This window comes from Rhodococcus marinonascens NBRC 14363, assembly GCF_001894885.1.
In the GTDB taxonomy this organism is placed as follows: Bacteria; Actinomycetota; Actinomycetes; order Mycobacteriales; family Mycobacteriaceae; genus Rhodococcus_F; species Rhodococcus_F marinonascens.
The window spans coordinates 55,688-81,226 of the sequence record NZ_BCXB01000019.1; the positions used below are offsets into that span (position 1 = coordinate 55,688).

Annotated in this window: 25 protein-coding genes and 1 pseudogene; 9 read left to right on the forward strand and 17 right to left on the reverse strand. The window is 63.2% G+C overall.

What is annotated here, in order from left to right; all coding sequences use genetic code 11:
* Positions 1–2 precede the first annotated feature (2 nt).
* The 5 genes and pseudogenes from RM2_RS14580 to eltD all read right to left on the reverse strand — a co-directional run bounded on the left by RM2_RS14580 (position 3) and on the right by eltD (position 5,289).
* Entirely contained in the window at positions 3–968 is a 966-nt protein-coding gene (locus tag RM2_RS14580) for a carbohydrate ABC transporter permease (RefSeq protein WP_072690286.1), read from the reverse strand.
* A gap of 36 nt (positions 969–1,004) precedes the next feature.
* Positions 1,005–2,369, reverse strand: a complete 1,365-nt coding sequence (locus tag RM2_RS14585; protein WP_139277786.1) for an ABC transporter substrate-binding protein — start codon at positions 2,367–2,369, stop codon at positions 1,005–1,007.
* A gap of 127 nt (positions 2,370–2,496) precedes the next feature.
* Positions 2,497–2,703 (reverse strand): annotated as a pseudogene (locus tag RM2_RS23510) (erythritol/L-threitol dehydrogenase); the annotation flags it as partial.
* An 18-nt stretch (positions 2,704–2,721) separates the two neighbouring features.
* Positions 2,722–4,086 carry an ABC transporter substrate-binding protein gene (locus RM2_RS14590; RefSeq protein WP_174553859.1) on the reverse strand — a complete coding sequence of 455 codons (1,365 nt, stop codon included), beginning with the start codon at positions 4,084–4,086 and terminating at the stop codon, positions 2,722–2,724.
* 126 nt (positions 4,087–4,212) lie between these two features.
* Complete coding sequence (gene eltD / locus RM2_RS14595; protein WP_072690289.1) at positions 4,213–5,289, reverse strand: erythritol/L-threitol dehyrogenase; 1,077 nt, start codon at positions 5,287–5,289, stop codon at positions 4,213–4,215.
* Between the two features lie 194 nt (positions 5,290–5,483).
* On the opposite strand from eltD, the gene RM2_RS14600 reads away from it, so the two are divergent.
* Both RM2_RS14600 and RM2_RS14605 read left to right on the forward strand, forming a co-directional pair.
* On the forward strand, positions 5,484–6,476 hold the full coding sequence (locus RM2_RS14600) for a sugar-binding transcriptional regulator (RefSeq protein ID WP_072690290.1): 993 nt from the start codon (positions 5,484–5,486) through the stop codon (positions 6,474–6,476).
* 22 nt (positions 6,477–6,498) lie between these two features.
* A complete protein-coding gene (locus RM2_RS14605; protein ID WP_072690291.1) occupies positions 6,499–7,266 on the forward strand; it encodes an SDR family NAD(P)-dependent oxidoreductase in 768 nt (255 codons plus the stop codon).
* Between the two features lie 5 nt (positions 7,267–7,271).
* On the opposite strand, the gene RM2_RS14610 is transcribed toward RM2_RS14605, so the two are convergent.
* The 7 genes from RM2_RS14610 to RM2_RS14640 all read right to left on the reverse strand — a co-directional run bounded on the left by RM2_RS14610 (position 7,272) and on the right by RM2_RS14640 (position 14,178).
* Entirely contained in the window at positions 7,272–8,750 is a 1,479-nt protein-coding gene (locus RM2_RS14610) for an FGGY-family carbohydrate kinase (protein ID WP_072690292.1), read from the reverse strand.
* 280 nt (positions 8,751–9,030) lie between these two features.
* Positions 9,031–10,095, reverse strand: coding sequence for a cation diffusion facilitator family transporter (locus RM2_RS14615; RefSeq protein ID WP_072690293.1), 1,065 nt, complete (start codon positions 10,093–10,095; stop codon positions 9,031–9,033).
* Entirely contained in the window at positions 10,092–10,514 is a 423-nt protein-coding gene (locus RM2_RS14620) for an ArsR/SmtB family transcription factor (RefSeq protein WP_072690294.1), read from the reverse strand. Before RM2_RS14620 ends, RM2_RS14615 begins: the two co-directional genes overlap by 4 nt.
* 123 nt (positions 10,515–10,637) lie before the next feature.
* The gene (locus RM2_RS14625) at positions 10,638–11,411 is read right to left on the reverse strand and encodes an SDR family NAD(P)-dependent oxidoreductase (protein ID WP_072690295.1); all 774 of its coding nucleotides are present in this window, start codon (positions 11,409–11,411) and stop codon (positions 10,638–10,640) included.
* A gap of 28 nt (positions 11,412–11,439) precedes the next feature.
* On the reverse strand, positions 11,440–12,927 hold the full coding sequence (locus RM2_RS14630) for a xylulokinase (RefSeq protein WP_072690296.1): 1,488 nt from the start codon (positions 12,925–12,927) through the stop codon (positions 11,440–11,442).
* Complete coding sequence (locus tag RM2_RS14635; protein ID WP_245813945.1) at positions 12,924–13,565, reverse strand: SIS domain-containing protein; 642 nt, start codon at positions 13,563–13,565, stop codon at positions 12,924–12,926. The genes RM2_RS14630 and RM2_RS14635 overlap by 4 nt, the downstream gene beginning before the upstream one ends.
* Before the next feature lie 139 nt (positions 13,566–13,704).
* Entirely contained in the window at positions 13,705–14,178 is a 474-nt protein-coding gene (locus tag RM2_RS14640; RefSeq protein WP_072690297.1) for an Lrp/AsnC family transcriptional regulator, read from the reverse strand.
* 135 nt (positions 14,179–14,313) lie between these two features.
* Here RM2_RS14640 and RM2_RS14645 point away from each other — a divergent pair, with 135 nt between their 5' ends.
* From RM2_RS14645 to lpdA, 4 genes are read left to right on the forward strand one after another with little or no spacing between them, the layout of a single operon-like run.
* Entirely contained in the window at positions 14,314–15,450 is a 1,137-nt protein-coding gene (locus tag RM2_RS14645; protein WP_072690298.1) for a thiamine pyrophosphate-dependent enzyme, read from the forward strand.
* 4 nt (positions 15,451–15,454) lie between these two features.
* Positions 15,455–16,459: an alpha-ketoacid dehydrogenase subunit beta gene (locus RM2_RS14650; protein ID WP_072690299.1), complete on the forward strand. Its 1,005-nt coding sequence runs from the start codon at positions 15,455–15,457 to the stop codon at positions 16,457–16,459.
* Positions 16,456–17,697 carry a dihydrolipoamide acetyltransferase family protein gene (locus RM2_RS14655; protein WP_072690300.1) on the forward strand — a complete coding sequence of 414 codons (1,242 nt, stop codon included), beginning with the start codon at positions 16,456–16,458 and terminating at the stop codon, positions 17,695–17,697. The genes RM2_RS14650 and RM2_RS14655 overlap by 4 nt, the downstream gene beginning before the upstream one ends.
* On the forward strand, positions 17,697–19,079 hold the full coding sequence (gene lpdA, locus RM2_RS14660; protein WP_072690301.1) for a dihydrolipoyl dehydrogenase: 1,383 nt from the start codon (positions 17,697–17,699) through the stop codon (positions 19,077–19,079). Before RM2_RS14655 ends, lpdA begins: the two co-directional genes overlap by 1 nt.
* Before the next feature lie 59 nt (positions 19,080–19,138).
* On the opposite strand, the gene RM2_RS14665 is transcribed toward lpdA, so the two are convergent.
* Positions 19,139–20,038 carry a metallophosphoesterase family protein gene (locus RM2_RS14665; RefSeq protein WP_084721801.1) on the reverse strand — a complete coding sequence of 300 codons (900 nt, stop codon included), beginning with the start codon at positions 20,036–20,038 and terminating at the stop codon, positions 19,139–19,141.
* Positions 20,039–20,354: 316 nt separating this feature from the next.
* Positions 20,355–20,651 carry a putative quinol monooxygenase gene (locus RM2_RS14670; protein WP_072690302.1) on the reverse strand — a complete coding sequence of 99 codons (297 nt, stop codon included), beginning with the start codon at positions 20,649–20,651 and terminating at the stop codon, positions 20,355–20,357.
* A 104-nt stretch (positions 20,652–20,755) separates the two neighbouring features.
* Between RM2_RS14670 and RM2_RS14675 the strand changes: the two genes are divergently transcribed.
* On the forward strand, positions 20,756–21,043 hold the full coding sequence (locus tag RM2_RS14675) for a type 1 glutamine amidotransferase family protein (protein ID WP_072690303.1): 288 nt from the start codon (positions 20,756–20,758) through the stop codon (positions 21,041–21,043).
* Between the two features lie 165 nt (positions 21,044–21,208).
* Here the strand turns inward: RM2_RS14675 and RM2_RS14680 are convergent, their stop codons facing one another.
* Positions 21,209–21,415: a hypothetical protein gene (locus tag RM2_RS14680; RefSeq protein WP_139277782.1), complete on the reverse strand. Its 207-nt coding sequence runs from the start codon at positions 21,413–21,415 to the stop codon at positions 21,209–21,211.
* Positions 21,416–21,546: 131 nt separating this feature from the next.
* Here RM2_RS14680 and RM2_RS14685 point away from each other — a divergent pair, with 131 nt between their 5' ends.
* Positions 21,547–22,053, forward strand: coding sequence for a mycothiol transferase (locus tag RM2_RS14685; protein ID WP_084721803.1), 507 nt, complete (start codon positions 21,547–21,549; stop codon positions 22,051–22,053).
* Positions 22,054–22,066: 13 nt separating this feature from the next.
* On the opposite strand, the gene RM2_RS14690 is transcribed toward RM2_RS14685, so the two are convergent.
* A complete protein-coding gene (locus RM2_RS14690; RefSeq protein WP_072690304.1) occupies positions 22,067–23,293 on the reverse strand; it encodes a Glu/Leu/Phe/Val dehydrogenase dimerization domain-containing protein in 1,227 nt (408 codons plus the stop codon).
* 233 nt (positions 23,294–23,526) lie between these two features.
* Positions 23,527–24,054 (reverse strand): Lrp/AsnC family transcriptional regulator, encoded by a 528-nt coding sequence (locus RM2_RS14695; protein ID WP_072690305.1) that lies wholly within the window; start codon positions 24,052–24,054, stop codon positions 23,527–23,529.
* Positions 24,055–24,255: 201 nt separating this feature from the next.
* On the opposite strand from RM2_RS14695, the gene hppD reads away from it, so the two are divergent.
* Positions 24,256–25,461 (forward strand): 4-hydroxyphenylpyruvate dioxygenase, encoded by a 1,206-nt coding sequence (gene hppD, locus RM2_RS14700; RefSeq protein ID WP_072690306.1) that lies wholly within the window; start codon positions 24,256–24,258, stop codon positions 25,459–25,461.
* Positions 25,462–25,539 lie beyond the last annotated feature (78 nt).

Genomic DNA, 25,539 nt, shown 5'->3' on the forward strand with positions numbered 1-25,539 from the left:
ATTTACGACTCCGCTCCAGCTGCGCGCTTCTGCGCCTTTCCGAGCACGCTTACCAGGTAGCGCGCGGTGATGAACACGATGATCCACAGCACGAACATGTAAGTGCTCCCGCGTGAATAGTCGAGGTTGATGATCGAGTCCTCGAATGCGCCGATCTGAAGCGTCCGGGTCGCCACGCCGGGCCCGCCTGCGGTGAGCACGTAGATCGCGTCGAACACCTTGAGGTTGTCCATGAACCGGAAGATGACGGCGACCAGAATGTACGGCCAGAGCATCGGCAACATCAGCTTGCGGAACATGTAGAACCAACTGGCGCCGTCCACCTCGGATGCCTCGAAGGGTTCTTTCGGCAGCGAGCGAATTCCAGCAAGAACCAGGATCGCGACGAAAGGCGTGAAAATCCACAGGTCCACCAGGATGATCGACCACAACGCGTTCTTGCTGCTTAACCAATCGAACGTGGACCCCAGGCCGAGTACGTGGTTGAGGATGCCGAACTGCGGATTGAACATCAGTTTCCAGATAACTCCCGCTATAACGGGTGCGATCATCAACGGCAGTATCAGGACCTTCTCGAAGATCTTGCCGATTATGCTGGATCTGTTCAGAAGCAAGGCGATGCCGACGCCGATAACCGTCTCCACTGCGGTGGCGACGACCGCGAAAGTCCCGGTGACACGAACGCTGCTCCAGAACTGTTCGTCACCGAGCACGCTGGCATAGTTCCGCAATCCGACGAAGTGAGGATTCGGGTTCACGGCGGCGTAGTTGAGGAACGAGTAGTAGGCGCCGATGAAGAACGGGTACAGGATGCCGATCACGATCAGCACTGCCGGGATGGACAACAAATACGGTCGCAGAGACCGCCGCCATCGTGGAATCTCAGGAACCTGAGGGCGTTCCACGTCTTCCGTGGATTGCGGACCGTCGGGAACCTGTGATGGCCGGTGAACTGATTGGATAGTCATGTTCCATTGCCTTTCTTCGACCTGCCACTCACCGGGTCACAGGTTGACCTTGGACGTGTTGGTTCTGGCGAGGCTGGACAGGCGGGAACGCGCATCCGCCCCTCCGTAGATGTCCTGGATCGCCACGGCCCAGTCCTCGGTGGTGTCGAAGAATTTCTTCTGGGGCGTGAACAGGATCTTCGAACTGCCGATCACGGTCTCGAACGTATCGAGGTAGCCGGGCATGTCGTCGAGTTGCTGCTTGAACACCCCGTCGAATACCGACTTGCGCACCGGGTCGGCAAAGATTCCCCCCTCCACAGCCTTGGACAGGGCGTCCTTCCCTGTGGCCCATTGGATGAACAGCCACGCCGCCTGTTTGTTCTTCGACATCGAGTTCATCGCCAGCGACCAGGTCCACAGATTCGAGTTGTAATTCCCGTTCGGACCAGCGGGGCCGGGATACCAGCCGAGGTTGCCGGCCTGTGCGCTCGCGCCCCTTCTGTTCTTCGGGTATGTGGCGCCGTCGGTGTCGTAGACCATCATTGCCCTGCCGTCACCGAGATCACCGGTGGCATTTGGGTAGTCGTAGGTGGTCCAGGACGTCGGTCCCGCCTTGATCTGCATCTCGATCCACTTCTCGGTGAAGGCAACCGCCTCGCCCGAGTCCATCACCGCCACCAAACTATCGCCGTCGAGTCGGTAGTCCTTGGCACCCTCCCTGCTGAACTGGGTCATGAAGCCGGGGATAATGGTGTCCCACGACTTGGAGCCGCGGGTGGCGACGCCGTACTGATTCTCAGACCGGTCGGTGAGGTCGATCGCCAACTGGATGAAATTGTCGAAAGTGTCCGGTAGGGCGATCTTGCGCTGGTCGAAATAGGCGTTGTTGTACGTCACTACGACGTTCTCGAAACCCCACGGGATCGCCCACTGCCCGCCGGTGCCGAGTGGGCTGCCCAGGTCGAAATCCCATCTCGTGGAGGTGCGTAGCCCCTCGTAGATGTCCTCGAAGTCGTATTCGTCGCTGGTCGCCGACGAGTTGGCGAGCCACGGGTTGAGGTCCTCGACCCATCCGGGTGGGCCGTACTGCCAGATGAAATACGGGCCGATCATGAACACATCGTGTTTGCCTGTGCCGCCGGCGAGTTCGGTGTTCAGTTTAGTGAAGTAGTCGGCCTGTGGCACCAGATCCGCGTTGACCGTGATGCCGGTGAGTTCGGTGAATTCGGGCAGCAGAGGTTGCAGCGACTGCTGGTAGGCGTGCGGGGTCTGCAGCAGGTTGAGCGTTGTACCTTCGGCGCCACGCCAATCGAAGGGGCCGGATACCTCCCCGGCGCCGTTGGGAGCGTCGAAACTGCCGCCGATTCCGCAGGCCGACAGCACCGGCAGGGCTGCCACGGCGGTCCCGGCAATTCCCATGGCACGTAGCAAGTCCCGGCGGGACAGTTTCGGTCCGTCGAATCCGGAACGCCGTCGCGCCCGCCCTATTCCGCTCATTGCGTGTTCTCCATCGAAACCCTCGAATGGATCAGGAAGGGATGGGAGGTCAGGACGGGATGAGTGATACCTTGACCGATTCGGTGCCGACGGCTACCACCTCGAGCCCCTTCTGAAACTCGGACAGTGGGAGTTGGTGGCTGCTGCTCCAGTCGACGGTGACATCGCTGCAGAAGACGCCGTAGTCGACGTGGGTTCCCAGTTCGCGCAAGAGATTCAGTCCCTGCGGTACCGCCGAGGGGTGGCCGGTGCCTTCCTTCGGCCCGCCGCCGGGTCACAGGTTGACCTTGGACGTGTTGGTTCTGGCGAGGCTGGACAGGCGGGAACGCGCATCCGCCCCTCCGTAGATGTCCTGGATCGCCACGGCCCAGTCCTCGGTGGTGTCGAAGAATTTCTTCTGCGGTGTGAACAGGATCTTCGAACTGCCGATCACGGTCTCGAACGTATCGAGGTAGCCGGGCATGTCGTCGAGTTGCTGCTTGAACACCCCGTCGAATACCGACTTGCGCACCGGGTCGGCAAAGATCCCCCCCTCCACCGCCTTGGACATGGCTTGTTTCCCGGTGGCCCATTGGATGAACAGCCATGCCGCGTGCTTGTTCTTCGACATCGAGTTCATCGCCAGCGACCAGGTCCACAGATTCGTGTCGTAGTTCCCGTTCGGACCAGCGGGGCCGGGATACCAGCCAAGGTTGCCGGCCTGCGCGCTCGCGCCCGGCTTGTTCTTCGTGTACGTTGCGCTGTCTGCGTCATAGACCATCATTGCCCTGCCGTCGCCGAGATCACCTGTGGCATTGGGGTAATCGTAGGTGGTCCAGGACGTCGGTCCCGCCTTGATCTGCATCTCGATCCACTTCTCGGTGAAGGTGACCGCCTCGTCCGAGTCCATCGCCGCCACCAACTCGTCGCCCTCGAGCCGGTAATCTTTGGCGCCTTCCCGGGTGAACTGGGTCATGAAGCCGGGGTGAATGGTCGCCCACGACTTGGAGCCGCGGGTGGCGACGCCGTACTGATTCTCAGACCGGTCGGTGAGGTCGATCGCCAACTGGATGAAGTTGTCGAAAGTGTCCGGTAGGGCGATCTTGCGTTGGTCGAAATAGGCTTTGTTGTACGCGACTACGTTGTTCTCGAAGCCCCACGGGATCGCCCACTGCCCGCCGGTGCCGAGTGGGCTGCCCAGGTCGAAATCCCATCTCGTGGAGGTGCGTAGCCCTTCGTAGATGTCCTCGAAGTCGTATTCGTCGCTGGTCGCCGACGAATTGGCGAGCCACGGGTTGAGGTCCTCGACCCATCCGGGTGGGCCGTACTGCCAGATGAAGTACGCGCCGATCATGAACACATCGTGTTTGCCTGTGCCGCCGGCGAGTTCGGTGTTCAGTTTGGTGAAGTAGGCGGCCTCCGGCACCAGATCGGCGTTGACGGTGATGCCGGTGAGTTCGGTGAATTCGGGCAGCAGGGGTTGCAGCGACTGCTGGTAGGGGTGCGGGGTCTGCAGCAGGTTGAGCGTTGTACCTTCGGCGCCACGCCAATCGAAGGGGCCGGATACCTCCCCGGCGCCGTTGGGGGCGTCGAAACTGCCGCCGATTCCGCAGGCCGACAGCACCGGCAGGGCTGCCACGGCGGTCCCGGCAATTCCCATGGCGCGTAGCAGGTCTCGGCGGGACAGTTTCGGTCCGTCGAATCCGGAACGCCTTCGCGCCCGACCTATTCCGCTCATTGCGTGTTCTCCATCGAACTCTCCAGTGAATCAGGAAGGGACGGGGGGTCAGGATGGGATGAGTGATACCTTGACCGATTCGGTGCCGGCGGCTACCAGTTCGAGCCCCTTTTGAAACTCGGTCAGTGGTAGCTGGTGGCTGCAGATCTTGTCCATCGGCAGTACACCCGACTCGAGCATTCGGATGGCTGCGGGCCAGCAATGTGGGCCGAGGTGCGCGCCGCGAACGTCGAGTTCCTTGTCGTCGCTGATGATGCTCCAGTCGACGGTGACATCACTGCCGAAGACGCCGTACTCGACGTAGGTTCCCAGTTTGCGCAAGAGGTTCAGTCCCTGCGGTACCGCCGAGGGGTGGCCGGTGCCTTCGAGATAGACATCGGCTCCGTAGCCGTCAGTGAGATCCATGACGATCTTCTTTGCGTCTTCGTCGCGGATGTTGATTACGATGTCCGCTCCGCAATCCTTCGCGAGCTCGAGCTTTTCAGGTGCCAAGTCCAACGCGATGACATGAGCAGGATTCTTCGCCCGCGCACCGGCGACCATGCCGAGCCCGATGGGGCCGCACCCCGCGACCACGACGACATCGTCGAAGGTGATGCCGGCACGCTCGACGGCGTGGAGCGAGCACGACAGTGGCTCGGCAAAGGCTGCGTGCGCCGGCGGGAGTTCCTTGGAGATCTTGTACACGAGTGCCTCGACCGGATAGACCATGTACTTCGCCATGGCGCCCGGCGTGCGGCGCTTGAATCCGTAGAGATCGTGTGGCTTGCACATGTGATATTGCCCCCGCACGCAGTACCGGCACTTCCAGCAGGGGACGATCTGCTCAGACACCACTCGATCGCCGACCTGGACTCCCCACCGGGCAGCACCCTCGTCGTCGATCAGCACGATCTCGCCGACGAACTCGTGGCCGGGTATCACCTCGGTCTCCGCCCACGCCGGCCGGTTCTCGTCGCCCCAAAACTTGGCGGCACCGTGATAGCACTTCAGATCGCTCGCGCAGATGCCGACGGCCTCCACCCGCACGAGTGCCTCGCCAGGGCCCGGTACCGGCACTGGTACGTCCTCGAGTCGGTAGTCCTCGGGGCCATGACAGATCACTGCCTGCATAGTTTCCGACATCGATTCTCCCTAACTTCTACTGAACGTCCCGAGGACTGGGCGTCTGAATGACCGGGCTTCCGGACGCCACGCGCATCCGAATTGCCGAGCGCACATGTGTCGACAGTCACACTAATGAGAGCGTACACATATGTCCAGAACGAATGTGCATTGAAAACTTAGCCGACACAGATGTTCAATGGAATACTGTGGCGATGAAAAACAGCAGCTCGGACGGCGCTGCGCCGCGACCGACGCCCGTCGAGAACGGTCACTTCGAGCCCTCGTTGCTCTATACCGCCGCGAAGATGTACTACGAGGAGGACGCGACCCAGGCCGAGGTCGCCCAGAAACTCGGCACCAGTCGCGCAACCATCAGCCGTTTTCTGTCGGAGGCACGTCGGCAGGGCATCGTACGGATCGAGGTGCGCGAACCGCGGCAACACGATCACGGCGACCTGGCCGCCGAACTGGCAGCCGAGCTCGGCCTGCACCGTGTCTACTTGACCGCCCCGCTGCCGTCGTCGAAATCGACCGAGGACGTGATGGGTAGCTACCTCGCGCCGGCGGTGTCGCAGGCACTGACCGCGGTCGGATTGGTGCCCGGCGACGTGCTGCTCGTGTCCTCGGGACGGACCGTGTACGAGGTCGCCCAGTTCGATCTCGAGCGCATTCCGGGCGTGCTGGTCGCGCCCACCGTCGGAGGGAACGATCAGCCCGAGGAGTGGTATCAGACGAACGAGATCACCCGGTTGATCTCGAACAAACTCGCCGGGCGACCGAACTACTTGTTTGCACCTGCGCTTCCCGGCCCCGACCTGTACACCACGCTGCGCGCCGATCCGGCGATCCAACGCGTACTGGAGTTGTGGCCGCAGGCGAAATGTGCGCTGATGGGCGTCGGCGCACCGCCTTTGCTGCGTGCAAATATCCCGAGATTCGTCCCGACGACCTCGTCGACGTTGCGCGAGGCGGTCGGAGATGTGTGCTCGAGATTTTACAATCGTGACGGCGAGCCCGTCGACTTTCCTGGTTCGGAACGATTGATCGCGATCGAACTCGCTGTTCTGCAGCAGGTCCCGGTGGGCATTGCGGTCGCGGTCGGGGCTGAAAAGGTTGCACCCGTCCTTGCCGGGGCCCGTGCCCGGTACTTCAATCAGCTCGTCACCGACCCGCTGACCGCGCAACAGCTGCTGGATGGCAGCTGAACTCGAGCCCGGAGGTACACCCATGACCGACCCCATGTTTCGGCTCGACGGAAAGCGCGTGCTCGTCACCGGGGCGTCGAAAGGAATCGGCGCGGACATCGCGGCGACCTTCGCGGCCGCGGGCGCTACGCTGATCCTCTCCGGTCGAGACCGAAACGCCCTCGGCGAACTGGCTCGACTTCTGCAGTCCGAGCACGGTATCCGGGTCGCGTGGCTGGCAGTCGACCTTTCCGAAACCGACGGACCGATTCGGTTGGCCACCGAAGCCGGTTCGATGTTCGGCGGTCTGGACGTGCTGGTCAACAACGCGGGAATTTCACACCCCGAGATGGTCGCCGACCTTACCTCCGCCAACTTCGATGACGTGCTGAACGTCAACCTGCGTGCACCTGCACTGCTGGGTGCCGCCGTGGGCGAGGCCATGGCGCAGGCGGGCGGCGGCTCCATCGTGGCGGTGGCCTCCGCGGCGGCTCTGCGTGCGTTGCCTGAGCACTACGCGTACTGCACCTCGAAGGCGGGGCTAGTCATGGCCACCAAGGTTCTTGCGCTGGAACTGGGACCGCGCGGAGTCCGGGCAAATTCAGTGTGCCCCACCGTCGTTCTCACCGAAATGGGCACCAAGGTATGGGGTGACGAGGCGAAGGCCGCACCCATGTTGGGCCGCATCCCACTGGGCCGGTTCGCGATTCCGAACGAGGTCTCCGCAACCGCGCTCTGGCTTGCCTCCGATGCCGCGTCGATGATCAACGGGGTCGACATTCCGGTCGATGGTGGCTTTTGCGTGAGTTGAGCCAATCAGCTGAAGCGGGCCAGTCGGTGCATCTGTTCGCGGGTGGAGGGATATAGCTGCAGCCAAGTTTCGTACAACTGGTCGTACCGCTCGCGGTTCTCCGGATTCGGCGTGATCTCGTTCGCGATCTTGGCCCAATCCGTCTTCGGTGGAACCAGTCCCACGCCGATCGCGGCAAGTAGTCCGTCGCCGTAGCTGGCCCCGATATTCTGATCGGGTAGTAGTTGGGTGCGGCCAGTGATGTCGCTGAGTGCCTGGGCCCAGATCGGGCTGCGCAACCCGCCCCCAACGCCGACCACTCTCTCGACCGGCGCATCGGCATTGTCGAACATCTCGAGAATCTGTCTGATTCCGAACGCGATGCCCTCGTAGGACGCACGGAACAGGTGACCACGCCCGTGCCGGAGGGTCAGTCCGGCGACCACGCCGCGCGCATCGGGGTCGAACACCGGTGTCCGTTCCCCGGCAAGGTACGGCAGCACCAGCAGTCCGTCCGATCCGGGAGGAACAGCCGCCGCCTCCTTCATTAGCTCATCGAAAGACACTCCGCCCGTTACCTTTTGCAGCCAATTCGTCAGACTGCCCGCCGTCGACGTACCGGCGGCGAGAGCGAATGTACCCTCCTGCACACCGGTGGTGGTCCACAGCGCCGGGTTGGTGTGGAACTTCTCCAGCACCTGCACCAGGAACATCGTCGACCCATACATCAACATCAGATCGCCCGGGTGACGGACACCGACGCTGAACGCCTCGGCGTAGGCATCCACGGTGCCCGCAACCACGGGTGTACCCTCCGGGAGTCCGGTTTCGCTCGCCGCGCGGGCGTGCACGGTGCCGACCACTTCGGCAGGCCACACCAGTCGCGGCAGCGGCAGGCCCGCGAGGATGCGTTCGGCCCAGTCCCCATTCCAGCGGAAATCCCGAATCGAGTACAGCGGATCGCACTGACTCGCGGTGTGGTGGTCCTGGATGTACTCGCCGGTCAGTTTCGCGGCGATGTACGAGTTGGAGCCGTACCACCTATGTGCCCGTGCGAAGACGTCCGGCTCGTTCTTCCGCACCCATTCGATCTTCGGACCGACCGCTTGACTGGTCAGTGCCTTGCCCCCGCGGGTCAGAATGTCGTCCGCTCCCAATAATTCGGTGAGCTCACCGATCTCGACGGAAGCCCGGCTATCGATGCCGTACAGGATTGCGGGCCGAACCGGGGACCCGTTCTCGTCGCACAACACCAGGCAGGGGCCCACCCCGCTCACACATATTCCCGCGATGCGCGAACCCGGTGGCCGGCTGTCGACCAAGGTTCTGCTGATCTGACAGACATCTGCCCACCAGGTCTTCTCCGCATCCACCTCCGCCCAACCCGGCTGTGGCAGGGACATCTCGTGGGGGATTTGATGGGACGCTACAACCACGCCATCCGGCGTGACCAGCACACCCTTGCTGCTTCCCGTTCCCATGTCGATACCGACGAGCAGGTTCACGTCAGTCAGCCTCTCTGTCGGACCAATCGCTGGGACCAATCGGTCGGACCAATCGCTGGGACAGTTCGTTGATGCCGGCGAGGAACCCGGGAGAGCGACCGGCGAGCCCCAGTCTCGTAACTCTCGACTGCCCGTCACACTACCGCGACCGGTACCTCGATGAGCGTCGAAGAAGCCCACTACCAGCTGAAGCGCATTCGCGCGTGACGATTCAGTCTCGACGCACAGAGATGAAATATGTTGCTTGCCGGTCAGTGTCGGCTGGCGCCGACGTTGTCGGTCAGTGTCGGCTGGCGCCGACCGCGTTGTGTGCTGGATAGGCGTGGACGAGCGCGGTGGAGAGTTTCGGCACTGTGTGGGTGAGGGTGTGTTCGGCCTCGTGCGCCAACCGGTGCGCGTCGGCCAGGCTCGTGTCGGGGCCGATGTCGAGTTCGACATCAGCGTGCAGCCGATGCCCGATCCACCGCATCCGCACACTGCGCACACTCCGCACCCCGGGCTCGGCGGACAGCGACCGTTCGGCAGCATCGACGAGTTCGGGATCGACGCCGTCCATCAGACGTCGGAGCACATCCCGCGCCGCGGTACGCAGAATCGCCAGGATCGCCACTGTGATGGCCAGTCCGATGATCGGGTCCGCGAGCGGAAAACCGAGCGCAACTCCACCGGCGCCGAACACCACGGCCAGCGAAGTGAATCCGTCTGCGCGGGCATGTAATCCGTCGGCAACCAGCGCAGCTGAGCCAATCTGACGACCGACCCTGACGCGATATCCGGCCACGAGCTCGTTGCCGAGAAATCCGACGAACCCAGCGACCGCGACCCAGCCCAGGTGCTCGATCGGGATCGGATTGATCAGCCGCCGCACCGCTTCGACCCCGGCTATCACCGCCGAGAGGGCGATCATCGCGACCACGAACAATCCGGCCAGATCCTCGGCCCGCCCGAACCCGTAGGTGTAGCGGCGGGTGGCCGCCCGCCGCCCGAGCGCGAACGCTATCCACAGCGGGATCGCGGTCAGGGCGTCGGAAAAGTTGTGTACTGTGTCGGCCAGCAACGCCACCGAACCGGAAACGGTCACGATCGCGAGTTGAGCGATCGCGGTGATGCCGAGGACTACGAGGCTGATTTTGACAGCCCGGATACCGATGGCGCTGGACTCGAGGGCGTCGTCGACGCTGTCGGCCGCGTCGTGACTGTGGGGGGCGAATACCTCACGAACTGCCGCTCCGATCCGGCCACCGCGCCCGTGACCGTGACCGTGCCCGCGCCCGTGACCGTGCCCGTGCCCGTGCCCGTGCCCGTGACCGTGGTCGGGCGCGACAGGGTTCGGTGTGCGACTCATGCCGGATGCTCCGCAACGCGACCCGGCGGCGCCGTTGTATCGGACTCTCGATGCAGACTGCGCAGATCGTCGCTGGTGCGATGATGTCCGGGAATGCCAGGCCCGGCATGCTCGGCATTGAACACCGCGTCGGTGACCAGTTGGCGAATGTGTTCGTTTTCCAGGCGGTAGATCACCTGGGTGCCCTCTTTTCGGGAGCGGACCAGCCGGGACATCCGAAGTTTCGCGAGATGCTGCGACACCGAGGGCCCAGGCTTTCCGACATGCTCGGCGAGGTCATTGACCGACAACTCCCTGCCAGCCAATGCCCACAACATCTGCACCCGAGTCGAATCGGACAGCATGCGAAACACCCCTACAACCAGATCGACCTGGTCATCCGGCAACCTCCGCCGAGAACTAGTAGTATCTGCATTCATGCGCAGATAATACCATCGAGACGGTCTCATCGTCACTGGTCGGACGAGCTTTCTAATGACGCCGAGTTCGAGAAATCCAGCGGTCGCAACGAGCACACATCGTGGAAGCTGCTCTGTCGGTACTCACCAGATCGTGTAGCCGCCGTCGGCAACGAGGACGGATCCGGTGATGAAACTGGCGGCGTCGCTGGCGAGAAAGACGACGCTGGGTGCGATCTCCTCGGGCATCGCAAACCGCTGCTGGGGCGCGTCGTCGACCCAGTACCGCTTGAAATCAGGATTATCGACGGGTGACAGCGGGGTCTTCACGTAGCCCGGCGCCAATGCGTTGACGCGGATACCGAGGGGTGCCCACTCGCCGGCGAGCGATTTGGTGAGGTGGTGCACGGCTGCTTTCGATGCGTTGTAGGCGGGCTGCATCTGCGGTCGATTGACGATGATGCCCGACATCGAGCCAATGTTGACGACTGATCCGCTGCCACGCTCGCGCATGTGTGCACCCACGGCGATGCTGCAGTTCCACAGCGCTTTGACGTTGAGGTCGAACACATAGTCCCACTGTTCCTCGGTGACGTCCCAAGAGTCGTTGTGGAATCCGGTGCCTGCGTTGTTGACCAGGATGTCGATGTGTCCGAGCGCGTCGATCGCCTCCGTCGTCATGCGCTCGACATCGTCATGAGAAGTGACGTCCGCGGCTATCGACGCGAATTCGTATCCCTTCGAAGCTGCTTCGGCAACCACCTCCTTGTTGCGCTGCGCGCTGCGTCCTGCGATGGCGACGCGTGCGCCGGCATCGGCGAGACCGAGTGCGAACGCGCGGCCGAGGCCCTGATTTCCGCCGGTGACCAGGGCGGTCCGTCCGGTCAGGTCGAACGGTGAGGGAGTTGTACCAGTCATGGGTTGTTCCTTCCGAGGAGTCTGCTCATCATGCGGTTGCTGCTGCGCGGTCCAGGGTGTCGACGGCTGCTGACTCTGCCCAGCGGGCCCGGACCGTTGCGATATCGCGGCCGGTATCACGAGGTTCCACCGTGATGTGGGCGGTCGGTGCCCAGCGGCGAGCCAGATCGATCATGCCTTCAACGTCGGTGCCGGCGGATACCGCGGCGGCTTGCACGCACGCGCCTCGCGCGCTGGCCTCGCCGGCGTCGGGCACGGTGACCACGTCGCCGGAGAGATCCGCGAGGAGTGCAAGTGTGGCGCGAGAGCGGGTTCCGCCGCCCACGACCGTCATCGGACCATCGCAGCGCAATCCGTAAGAGCGCAACGCATCTCGGTGGGCCAACAGTGACAGCAGTGGCCCCTCGAGGAATGCGCGAGCCATCTCTTCGCGGGTGGTGGCCGAGGTGATATCGGACAACAGGCCTTGCGCGTTGGGGCGGTTCGGAGTGCGTTCGCCGTCGAGAAACGGTACGAGCAGCGGTCCCTGGCCGGTGGGCGCGGCGAGTGCGAGTTCGGACAGTCCGGCATGGTCGGTTCCGAGGATTCGGGCTGCGGTGTCGCCGACTCGCGCGGCGTTGAGTGTGCAGACGAGGGGAAGGTAGCCGCCAGTGGTGTCGGCAACTCCGTCGATGGTGCCGGTCTCGTCGAATACCGGGGTTCGTGAAGAGGTCGCGACAACGCCGGACGTTCCGAGCCCGATGTACTGGTCTCCGTCGGTCAATCCCAGGCCGAGGTAGGCGGCGTGCTGATCACCCGCACCGGCGCCGACCAGAACCGCGTCCGTCAGGCCGAGTTCGGCTGCGGCGTCGGCAGATACGATTTCCGCTGATTCGGCGCCACCGAGAACCGTCGGCAGGAGGGCGAGCCAATCCCGTGCTCCCGCGGCGGCGTCGAGGTATTCGGGCAACCACGTCGAGGTAGTGGCGTCGAAATAACCGGTACCGGACGCGTCTGACCGGTCGGTGACGGCGCGGCCCGTGAGTCGATAAGTGAGGTAGTCGTGGGGAAGCAGGATGTGGCGCGTCCGATCGAGAACCGAGGGTTCGTGCTCGGCTACCCAGGCCAGCTTGGCGATGGTGAACGCCGCGGTCGGCAGCGTGCCGATCCGTCGCACCCACTGCGGTCCGCCGAGGCGGTCTATCAGGTGGGCCAGTTGGGGCGCGCCGGTGGTGTCGTTCCACAGCTTGGCGGGCCGAAGCGGCCGACCGTCGGCGCCGAGTAGCACGAGTCCGTGGCACTGCGCGGCGACCGACAGTGCGCGCACCCTGACCGGTCCCGCGCGCGGCAGTGCTGTGCGGACAGCGGTGACCAGCGCGTCCCACCACGATCGAGGATCCTGTTCACTACACGGCGGGAAAGCAGGGGTGTGCGGCGCAGACCCGGAGGCGAGCAGTGCGCCCGTGTCCGCGGCCCGGATCTCGGCTTTGCAGGACTGGGTCGACGAGTCGATGCCGACGACAACTGGGCGGGTCAAAGTCCGACCACAGGTCGGTTGTCGTCGTCGAGCAGATCCTTGCGGGTTCCGACGCCACCTGCGGGGTGAGATCGAACGACGTCATGGATGGTGTGCCCGTTGAGTGCCATCGCCACGATGCCGACGGCGTCACCCCATGCGCCGACTGCGAGTGTGCTGGCCAGGGCAATCATGTCGCCAGGGTCAGCATCCGGGGCGGTGGCGGGTAGCTCGGCGATGTCGGTGGCAGCACCGGCGAGGGGGGAGTCTGAGGCCTCGGTGACTGCGACCACGCGAACGTCGCGACTCACGAGACGAGTCACCAGATCGGTCAGTTCGCTGGAGCGTCCGGTCTTGGAAATCGCGAGCACGAGGTCGTCGGTACCGATTGCACCCATTCCGCCGTGGAGCGCATCCGTCGCGGGCAGGTACAGGGCCGGCGTGCCGCAGACGGAGAGAAGGTGAGCCAGGCGCGCGGCCATGATTCCAGACGTTCCTGAACCGGTCGTGATGATCTTGCCAGCCGTTGCGACGACAATGCGCGCGACGCGGACAACGCTCGGTTCGACGGAATCGGCCAAAGAGGACAGTCCGGAGGCTTCCCGAACCAGGACGGTGTTCGCGAGGCGTTGCAATGCGGCGTCGTCGAGCTTGCTCATCTGTCGTACCTCACTGCTCACGTGTAATACGAACTGGATCATGTCCACCATGTCGCTCGTTTGTCAACGAACATGCTCATATGAGCAAATGGCACTATTGTGGGGTCGCTGTAAGGGGCGGCACGTGTCGGGATGGGCGCTACACCCATTCTGCGCCGGGCCCGTTCGCCTCCTCGAAGATCAACCACGTTCTGGTGGACAGCACACCTTCGAGACTCTGCAGTTGCTCGAGCACCACATGGCGGAGCGCGCGGTTGTCGGGTGAACGGACGAGCACCAGAACGTCGAAGTCGCCGCCCAGTAGTGAATAGTGCTCGACAAAGGACAGAGTGCGAAGTTGGGATGCGATTCCGCGCCACGAGTCCTGTTTGATCGAGAGGGCGATGAACGCGGAGGACCCGAGCCCGGCCTTGTCGTGGGCGATACGGGTGGTGAAGCCTTCGATGATCCCTGCGCCTTGCAGACGTCCGATCCGCATGTAGGCATGCGCGCGCGAAATGTGCGCCTTCTCCGCGAGAGCTCGGATCGAGATGCGGCTGTCCGCGACGAGTTCTCTGATGATGCGCCGGTCGATCGCGTCCAACACGTATGTGTGCGATGTGTCGCCGGCCATCTGTCCATCCCTACTGTGGTCTCTCGCACATTGGCAAGACTATTTGTCACCGATTAACCGATTCTAAGTCATTTGTCTCCACTTGCGCCTCTAAGTTGTCGATCAGTCGATCAATTGGGAACATTGTTGAACACAATGTATTTGGAGGTAGATGTGACGCTCATGGAACCTGTGGGTGCACGGCAATACCAGAAGTTTCTTCCGGCCGAGCACGCGGTGCAGTATCTCGACGCGACGGGTGAGTTGACCGAGAGCGATGCCCGCTACCCGAGGCCCAGTGACGACCGCCTCGCCGAGATGTATCGGAACATGTTTCTCGGCAGGCGATTCGACCAGCAAGCCACCGCGCTGACGAAGCAGGGCAGGTTGGCGGTGTACCCATCCTCGCGTGGCCAGGATGCCTGCCAGATCGCCGCGGCAATGTGCCTGAGGCCGACGGACTGGATGTTCCCCACCTACCGGGATTCGATGGCGCTCGCGGCACGGGGCATCGACCAGGTCGAGCTTCTGGGCATGCTCGCCGGCGAATGGCACTGCGGATACGATCCCGTGCGGTATCGCACCGCACCGCAGTGCACCCCACTAGCCACCCAGTTGCTGCATGCCACAGGATTGGCCTACGGCGAAACCCGTAAGGGCCGCGACACGATCGCTCTGGTGTTCTGCGGCGACGGCGCGACCAGCGAGGGCGATTTTCACGAGGCACTGAACTTCGCTGCCGTGTTCAAGGCCCCGGTGATATTCCTGGTGCAGAACAACGGCTTCGCGATCAGTGTGCCGATCGCCAGGCAGAGCGTTGCCCCCACGCTGGCGCACAAGGGTGTCGGCTACGGCGTCGGCAGCGAGCAGGTGGACGGCAATGATCCGGTCGCGATGCTGGCGGTGATGGACGAGGCTGCCAGGTTCGTCCGCGCCGGTAATGGTCCTGTGATCGTCGAAGCCCACACCTATCGGATCGACGCGCACACCAACGCCGACGACGCCAGCCGCTATCGCGACGACGCGGAGGTGGAGCACTGGCTGGGGCGCGACCCACTGGCTCGACTGGAGAAGTATCTGCGTGGGAAGGCGCTGATCGACGACGGCGTAGCGGATGCCCTCACTGCCGAGGCCGAGGCTGCCGCAACGGCGTTGCGCGCGGGTATGAACGTCGACCGCCCCACCGATCCGATGGATCTGTTCCGGTACGTCTTCGCCGAACAAACCCCCCAACTGCGCGAACAGCAAGCGCAGGTCGAAGCCGAACTGGCCGCTGAATCCGAGGAGCACTGACACCATGTCCACGATCACCATGGCCCAGGCCCTGAATACCGCACTTCGGGACGCCCTTACCGCCGACGAGAATGTCGTCGTCTTCGGTGAAGACGTCGGCACGCTCGGCGGCGTATTCCGCGTGACAGACGGGTTGACCCGGGACTTCGGCGACGACCGCTGCTTCGACACCCCCCTCGCCGAATCGGGCATCGTCGGCTTTGCCATCGGCATGGCGATGGCCGGGTTCCGTCCGGTGGTGGAGATGCAATTCGACGCGTTCGCCTACCCCGCCTTCGAGCAGATCGTCTCCCACGTCGCGAAGATCAGGAACCGCACCAAGGGCGCCCTGTCGGTGCCGATCACGATCCGCGTCCCGTTCGCCGGTGGCATCGGTGGGGTGGAGCACCACTGCGATTCGAGTGAGGCCTACTACGCCCACACCCCGGGACTGAAGGTGGTCGCCCCATCCACCGTCGAGGACGCCTACACACTTCTGCGTGAGGCGATTGCCGACCCGGACCCGGTGATCTTCCTCGAACCCAAGCGCCTGTACTTCTCCCGCGCCGACGTCGACCTCGGGGTCGGCGCGCCGATCGGGCAGGCGGCCGTGCGCCGCTCGGGTCGGGACGCGACCATCGTCGCGTACGGACCGTCTGTGAGTGTCGCGCTCGAGACCGCCGAGGTTGCCGCTGCGGAGGGGCGCGAGATCGAGGTGATCGATCTACGCTCGATCGTGCCGTTCGACGACGAGACGGTGATGGCATCGGTCCGGAAGACCGGTCGGTGCATCGTCATTCAGGAAGCGCAGGGGTTCGCCGGGGTCGGGGCGGAAATCGCCGCCCGTGTCCAGGAACGGTGTTTCCATCACCTGCACGCACCGGTCCTGCGGGTGAGCGGGTTGGACATCCCGTACCCGCCACCGAAACTCGAACGGCATCATCTGCCCAGTGTGGACCGCGTCCTCGACAGTGTGGAACGGTTGCAGTGGAACGACACTGCCGACACGCGCTGGGCCGTGACCGCATGAGCGACCAGGTCTTCATGCTTCCCGACCTCGGTGAGGGTCTGACCGAGGCTGATATCGCCGAATGGAGGGTGAAGGTCGGCGACACCGTCGCCATCGACCAGGTCGTCGTCGAGGTCGAGACCGCTAAGGCTGCGGTCGAGGTACCGATCCCGTTCGAAGGCACCGTCGTCGCACTGCACGGCGACGAGGGCTCGACACTGAAGGTCGGAACCCCACTGATCACAGTCAGCGGCGCGGTCCACGACCAATACCGCGAAGAAGAACGTGCCGGATCCGGCAACATCCTGATCGGGTACGGAACCAGCGAAGACACTCGCCGTCGTCGCCGGCGCGTTCATCCGGATGGAGGCGGGACGGCACCGGCATCGCACGGCACCGCTACTGTGTCAGCCGGCGCTGTGTCACGGGTCATTTCGCCTGTCGTACGCAATCTCGCGATCCGAAACGGTCTCGACCTGTCGACGCTGTCGGGAACCGGTTCCGCCGGCGTGATCACCCGGGCCGACATCGAAAGTGCTCTTGCCGCAGCACCCGGGAGGCCCGCCGACCATCAGCGGATTCCGATTAAGGGCCTGCGTAAGACTGTCGCCGACAAGCTTTCGACCAGTCGCCGGGAGATTCCGGACGCCACCACGTGGGTCGACGTGGATGCCACAGCGTTGCTCGACGCCCGCGGTGCGATCAACGCGGCGCTCGGCGATACCGGGGTGAGCCTGCTGGCACTGCTCGCCCGCATGGCCGTTGCCGCACTGAAACAGTTCCCGGAGTTGAACTCCACTGTCGATACCGACCGCAACGAGATCGTCCAGTACGCCCACGTGCATCTGGGGATCGCCGCGCAGACCCCGCGGGGGTTGGTCGTCCCAGTCATCGAACATGCCGACTCGATCACGACAGTCGCACTCGCACAACAACTACGGGAGACTACTGACCTCGCCCGCGAGGGCAAGCTTGCTCCCGCACGTCTGTCCGGGGGCACATTCACCCTCAACAATTACGGCGTATTCGGCGTCGACGGCTCGACACCGATCATCAATCATCCGGAGGCCGCGATCCTCGGCGTAGGACGAATCATCGACAAACCCTGGGTCGTCGACGGACAGGTGGCTGTCCGGAAGGTCACCCAGGTATCGCTCAGCTTCGACCACCGCGTCTGCGACGGCGGCGTCGCCGGCGGATTCCTGAGGCTGTTCGCCGACTACATCGAGAACCCGATCTCAGTGTTGGGCAGGCTCTGATGTCCCGTACACACAGCGATGTCCTGATTCTCGGCGGTGGGTCGGGCGGCTACGCCTGCGCCTTTCGCTCCGCCCAACTCGGATTGTCCGTCACGCTGATCGAGTCGGACAAGGTCGGCGGAACCTGCCTGCACCGCGGATGCATCCCCACCAAGGCCCTCCTGCACTCCGCCGAGGTGGCGGACACCGCCCGCTCGGCTGCGTCCTTCGGTATCCGGACAAGCTTCGAGGGCATCGACCTCGACGCCGTTCACGAGTATAAGAACGATACTGTCGAGCGTCTGTACAGGGGCCTGCTGGGGCTGGTCGCGCATCACGAGGTGACGACCGTCGTCGGGCATGGCCGGTACCTCGGGGATCGGACGGTCGAGGTCGACGGCATCCGATACACCGGCACGTCCGTCGTGCTGGCGACGGGCTCATACGCCCGCACAGTCCCGGCCATCGAACTCGGTGACCGGATCGTCACCAGCGACCGGGCACTGAATCTCGAATTCGTGCCAAGGAAGGCGATTGTTCTCGGCGGCGGAGTGATCGGTGTCGAGTTCGCCAGCCTCTGGGCTTCGTTCGGGGCTGAGGTGACCGTCGTCGAAGCGCTTCCCCGACTGGTCCCCGCGGAGGATCCGTGGTGTTCGAAGCAACTCGAACGGGCTTTTCGTCGGCGGGGAATCGCCGTCAGAACGGACACGAAGGTCGCGACGGCGAAAGAATCAGCCGACGGGGTCGCCGTTGAACTCGGCACCGGTGAAATCCTTCAGGCAGACGTTCTGTTGGTGGCGGTAGGGCGTGGACCGCGCACCGGCGACGGCGGATTCGCCGAACACGGCATTGCTCTCGATCGGGGTTTCGTCGCCACCGACGAGCGCCTACGGACAACCTCAGACGGGGTGTACGCCGTCGGTGACATCGTGACCGGATTCCAGTTGGCGCATAGAGGATTTCAGCAAGGCATCTTCGTCGCCGAGGAGATAGCAGGTCTCCTACCGGTTCCGGTTGCCGAGCACCTCATACCGCGGGTGACATATTCGCACCCCGAGCTCGCGTCCGTCGGGCTGAGTGAGGATGCCGCCAGGAAACGGTACGGCGACGCCACCACCGTCGTATACGACCTCGCTGGAAACGGTAAGAGTCAGATATTGAAGACCTCGGGCGGAATCAAGGTCGTGCGGGCCGGCGACAAAGAGACGGACGGGCCCGTCGTTGGTGTGCACATGGTCGGTGACCGGGTAAGTGAACTGATCGGTGAGGCTCAATTGACCGTGGCGTGGGAAGCGCTGACCGCTGACGTCGCTCCCTACGTGCACGCGCATCCGAGCCAGAACGAGGCCCTCGGCGAGGCGATGCTCGCACTTGCCGGCAAGCCACTGCATGCACACGCCTGAAAGTCCGGTGAGCTGCACATTCTCTGCCGTGTGTTGCCGCTGAGGACGCGGGGAGCCGACTATCGTCCGCCTCTCGCCGGATGGGAACCGATCTCGCGGAGGTTGAATACCACCATATTGTTGTCGATCGGGCCGTTGTCCCGGCCCAACCCATCGATGACGGTTCGATAGTCGGCGCCGTCCAGCATCGTCCGGTACCGGTGGTGGAAGTGTCCGTGCCACAACCGACACGGACGAACCCGATCCACGACGTACCGCAGCCTGGCACGGTTCGCCTCCGATTCGGCGAGTTCCTCCGCGGGAAAGCCGTAGCGGTCGCGGGCCATGCCCGGGACCTCGATGCCGGCAGGGCAGTCGTGACAGAACATGACATCCGCGGGTCCGGCTTCGACAGCTGCGCGGACGTCGGCGGCGCTGATCTGCTCCTGGGGCCACCAGGACGTGCCCTCGGTACGCAGGAATCGATCGATCGAATGAGCGCCACCCAGAGCCAGGCAGCGTGTCTGGCCCCAGTTCCAACGCAGTCCCCGTGGAAGGTGCACGATCCGCTCTCTCAAGTAGCGCAATCCGTCTTCGGCAACAGGTTGCGCGAGAAGCCAGTCGAAGTCTTCGTGGTTGCCCTCGACGAATCCGAGGATCATGTCTTCGGTGGCGAGTGCGTCGTCGAGACAGTCGAGATAGGTGTCCTTGAAGCTGTAGCCGAAGTCGCCGAGGTGGACGAGTACGTCGGCGTTCCGCTTGGCTGCGTGCGAAATGACCTGTCGTCCGTAGTCGGTGTTGGCGTGCCAATCACCAGCGATCGCTACCCTGCGCGGCGTATTGAAGAAGCGGCCTCTCACCTCTTCTCCGCTACCGGGCCGGTGGGCACGAGGTGTCCTCGTCGACTGGTCGAACTGTCGGGAGGTGCGGAGGGCCGGTTGCTCGACATTCTCGGTCTCACGCGGGGGGATCGGTGGCATATAGAAGGCTCCTTCCTGGTATCAAAGGAGCCTTCAACCTCGAAGACCAGGTGTTCGGGTAGACGAAGCGATCCGCGCGAGCGGGAATTCCTCGCTCATAGTCAGTCTATGCTTCGCCAACATCGTGTGAGGCCTCTTACGTCCGAGAACAATTATCGGCCGCTGCTGCAGCGATAGCCGACAATTCGTCGGTGATGCCGTCGATTGCATCATCTATCGACTGAAATGCACTGCTGCAGTGTAAAATGCATCGATAGCCCGATGGCTGAGCTGCGGATCGCATTCCAGATATTTCTGACGCCCGAGGTACAGAGCCCTATTTGACGGCGATCACGTCGACCGGGCGAATGTCGGGATCCTTGGCGAGCAGTTCGGCACCGACCTTGCCCAGCGCCTCGGGGATCGGTCCGGTGAGGTGCGCCTGGCGGCCCTCTTCGTCGGTGAATGTGTCGAAGATGCCGTACGTGGTCTCGCTTAGCTTGAATGCGTACCAGGTGACGGTGCCGCCCTCTTCGGCCGCCAGGGCACGCCCCTGTTCGAGAAAGGCTGCGAGTTCCTCGCCCTTACCCGGCTTGGCCTCGAGTAGCGCCAGTATTCCTCTGTCGATTGCCACAATGCCTCCTCGTGCTCGGTTCCTGAAGTTGTTCACTGATCACGCTATGGGTGCGGTGCCTGAAGTGGAGCGTCGGAAGCGCCACATTTGTTACCGTTTCCGTCATGAAGGTGGCGGTCTTGACTGTAGACGGCGTGTTCGATTCAGGCCTGAGTGTCGTGCTCGATGTGCTGGCGACGGCTAACGTTCTGTACGAGGGTGCCGACGTCGGCCAGTCGCCGTTCACGGTCGCTCCCGTCGCGATGGGGCGGTCGGTCCGTACCGGTCACGGACTCGTTCTCGCCACCACGCCGCTGGAAGACATTGCCGAGTCGCCTGATGTGCTGCTGATGCCGGCCATCGGGGTGAGGACCCCGGCGCAGGTTCTTGTTATCTCACGGTTGATTTCGTGATTCTTGGAGGTTCCTCGTTCCTGATATCTGCCCATCTGAGTGCAGCATAGAAGTAGCCGTCTTGGAAATCAATATGGCGTTTCTCGCGGTCGACGTCGAATCGTAATCGTTTGGTCATTGTTCGTTATCGTTTGACTGTCGGACGCCGGCATCGGGTTGCTTGCGTCACTCGCTGATCAGCGACGAGTACACGCCTGCACGGGGCAGGTATCCGCCGCCCTCGTTCCTCTTGCAGGCCTGCTCGTACGTGGCCAGATGCGCGAGCTTGTCCGCCGGGCTGAAGGTGTGTCGCCGGCGCGGGCCGTCCGATCGCGGATGCGAGGAATCCATGCGGGCATTGTTCCCGGCCACAGCCAGGCTGAAAATCGTCATCGTCGGGTTGATCCGCATCTCGCCCTGCAGGCGGAGTTGCTGTGAACCGATGGACTCAACTCACCCTGACATGCAGGGCTGCGCAGAATGAGGGCATAGTGAAACGGAGAGTAGACGACGAAAGGATCATCGTGGATCACAGCGCTGTGTTGGCCGACGCATTCGGCCGCATCCAGGAGGAGGTGCACGCGACACTGTCCGACCTGCCTGTTGACGCCCTCACCTATCGCGTTGACGAGGACGGAAATTCCATCGCCTGGCTCGTTTGGCATCTCACTCGCGTACAGGACGATCATGTCGCCGGGGTCGCGGGCACCGAGCAGGTCTGGACTTCGGCCGGCTGGGAGGAACGCTTCGGCCTTCCCTTCCCGACGAGTGAGATCGGCTATGAGCAGCCTGCCTCGGACGTGCCACTGGTGACATCATCGACCGATCTGCTGCTCGGCTACTATGACGCAGTCCATGCCCGCACCGTCGAGTATCTACAAACGATCAGCGCGACCGACCTCGATGCCGTTGTGGATGAGAGTTATGATCCTCCAGTCACTCTCGGTGTGCGCCTTATCAGCGTCGTATCGGACGACCTCCAGCACATCGGGCAGGCGGCGTACATTCGCGGGGTCTATGAGCGGCGCTGACCCTCGCTGACCGTCAGACGAGCTGATCGAGCGCGATCTCGAAGGCGGTACCTGCGATTCCGGTCGGTTCCGTCGACCGCGCGTAGCAACGCTCGAGTGCCCTCGCGATCGTCGTGGAGACGTCACCGAAGATCGACTCGTCGGACACCTCGATGTCACCCTCCATCAACAGTGCGAAGGCGCGAGCCATGCCGCAGTTGGCGATGAAGTCGGGGACCACGGACACGCTCTTGTCGGCGTACTCATAAATGGGGCCGTAGAAGATCTCGTTGTCCGCGAAGGGTACGTTGGCCCCGCTCGCCACCACTTCGAGACCGCCGGCTATCAATCGATCGACCTGGTCGCGCGTCACGAGTCGTGATGCGGCGCAGGGCAGGAAGATTTCGGCGCCGGAACGCCAGATAGTTTCGTTGATCTCTTCGAATCGCACCGCGGCGGCATGGTGGAGTTCGTTGCCTTCCTTAGCGAGGAGCAGGTCGCGGATCTGCTCCAGGTCGTAGCCGTCCGCGTTCGACAGTCCGCCGTTGCGGTCGATGATCCCGACGATGCGGGCGCCCGACTGCGCCAGGTAGTAGGCGGCGGTGGCGCCGACATTGCCCCAACCCTGCATGATCACTCGCTTGCCGGCGAGTTCGCCGCCGTAGACGCGGTAGTAGTGCCGCACCGATTCGGCGACGCCCCATCCGGTGATGAGATCGGACACTGTGAACTTGGCCTGAGGGTCGGGTGTGAACCGCGGGTCCTCGACGACCTTCGCCACACCGAGTCGAAGCTGGCCGACCCGTTGCACGCGCTCGCGATCGTTGGCCGCGAAATGTCCGTTGACGACACCTTCCTGTGGATGCCAGAGTCCGTAGCTCTCGGTGATAGGTACGACCTCGGCCCGTTCGTCGATGTTCAAGTCGCCGCCGGTGCCGTAGTACGACTTCAGCAGCGGCATCACGGCTTTGAACCAGCGACGCAGCACTTCGTCCTTACGAGGGTCTGCCGGGTCGAAGTCGATGCCGGACTTCGCGCCGCCGATGGCCGGACCGGAGACGGTGAACTTCACCTCCATGGTCTTCGCGAGCGATTCCACCTCGCGGCGGTCGAGACCACGACGCATACGGGTTCCTCCGCCGGCAGCGCCACCACGCAGCGAGTTGATCACTGTCCATCCACGTGCGGAGGTCTCGGTGTCGTGCCACTCGAAGACGATCTCAGGGGCCTTCTCTTCGAATCGGGTGAGCAGATTTCTCATGGCTTCTTTCGGTCTTCGGCTGCCGGGCCCGGGGCGCATGCGGAATCGGTGATTCCCAGAAGTGCGGAATCGATACTTCCGATCGGCGCCCCGCGCTGTTACGGCGATCACTGTGTCGGTCGCTACTCTGCGCCGCAAGCGGCCAGACGACACGTAGCCACGATGAGCATCACCGAATGAGAAGTTCGAGGGGCTTCTAGCCGATTTGTTCAGCAGAACCGTTGATCGGGCGGCTAATCCGTATTGGGAGCCGTGGCGCGGTAGGCCGGCGCCTTCGCCGAGCGAGGGCGGTCGAGGGTCCTGAGCAGTGGCATCGACCGGTAGGGGACGACGACTGACAGCACCATCACGCTGGTGGAGCGAGCGACCACGCTCGACTTGTTCAGGTCGAGCAACGTCTTCTGCAGGTCGAGGTGGGAACGGGCAGCGATGCGGCAGAGAATATCGCCCGAACCAGTGGTAGCGAAGGCTTCGAGTACACCGGGAATCGATTCGAGTTCGTTCGTCACCGAGTCCAGCGCACCCTGCGCCGTCTCCAGTGTGGCGAAGGCCTGCACGTCAAATCCTGCGGCGGCAATGTCGAGGCGTGGTCCGTATCCGGAGACCACGCCCGACTGCTCTAGTTTGCGGACCCGTGCCTGAACGGTCGCGCGTGCGACCTTGATCTGTCGCGACAGTTCCAGCACACCCGCTTTCGGGTCGGCGTGCATCGCGTGGAGGAGAGCGAAGTCGAGTTCGTCCATTTGCACTGCGTCCTTCATGACCAGAACCTCTCCATCGGGTTGCAACTAGTCTGACTGTATAAGAAATTCGGCCGATTTACGCTTAGAGATGGCAGTTCGGCTAGCTTTTGCTGGCTTGGTTGCCTATGTGACCGTCATCGGCTTTCGTAGTGACTACGGCAACAGTCCGAAGTCAACCAGGCCCCGAATCTCAACCGGCCCCGAATCAGGAAGACAGCGATGACGATCGAACAGACTCTCACCGACAAGGAACGCCTCGCGGATCTTGATCTCGACCAACTAAGGCAACTAGTCGGCCTCGTCGAGTACGACGGCACCCGCGACCCCTTCCCGGTTAGCGGCTGGGACGCGATCGTCTGGGTGGTCGGCAACGCTACCCAGACCGCGCATTATTTCCAATCCGCATTCGGGATGACCCTCGTCGCCTACTCCGGACCAACCACCGGTAACCGCGACCGCCACAGCTTCGTCCTCGAATCCGGGGCCGTCCGCTTCGTCGTCGAGGGTGCCGTCGACCCGAACAGCGGCTTGATCGAACACCACCGCCGCCACGGCGACGGAGTTGTCGACATTGCCCTCGCCGTTCCCGACGTCGACAAATGCATCGCCCACGCCCTCACCGAGGGTGCCATCGTCCTCGACGAGCCCCACGACGTCACCGATGAGCACGGCACCGTCCGCCTCGCTGCGATTGCTACCTACGGCGACACCCGCCACACTCTCGTCGATCGCTCGAACTACACGGGCCCGTACCTGCCCGGATACGTGGCCCGGACGTCGACCCACCGTAAACGCGAGGGCGCTCCCAAACGGATCTTCCAGGCCCTCGACCATATCGTCGGCAACGTCGAGATCGGCCAGATGAACCAGTGGGTCGACTTCTACAACCGGGTCATGGGCTTCACCAACATGGCCGAGTTCGTCGGCGAGGATATTGCAACCGACTATTCGGCGTTGATGAGCAAGGTCGTCTCCAACGGCAACCACCGGGTGAAGTTCCCCCTCAACGAACCGGCGATCGCGAAGAAGCGGTCTCAGATCGACGAATACCTCGACTTCTACGGTGGTCCCGGCGCCCAACATCTAGCGTTGGCGACCAATGACATCCTCACCGCGGTCGATCAACTCACCGCCGAGGGCGTCGAGTTCCTAGCCACCCCCTCCTCGTACTACGAGGACCCGGAATTGCGCGCCCGGATTGGCAACGTCCGCGTCCCGATCGAAGAACTACAAAAACGCGGCATCCTCGTAGACCGGGACGAAGACGGCTACCTGCTGCAGATCTTCACCAAACCCCTCGTCGACCGCCCCACGGTGTTCTTCGAACTCATCGAACGCCACGGCTCGCTCGGCTTCGGCATCGGCAACTTCAAAGCCCTCTTCGAAGCCATCGAACGCGAACAAGCTGCCCGCGGGAATTTTTAAGCGAGAAGCGGACAGCATCCCAAAGGGGAACCGAGCGTACTTCGATCTGCCGGGCGCCCCGTGGTGGCTGCCTCTAGA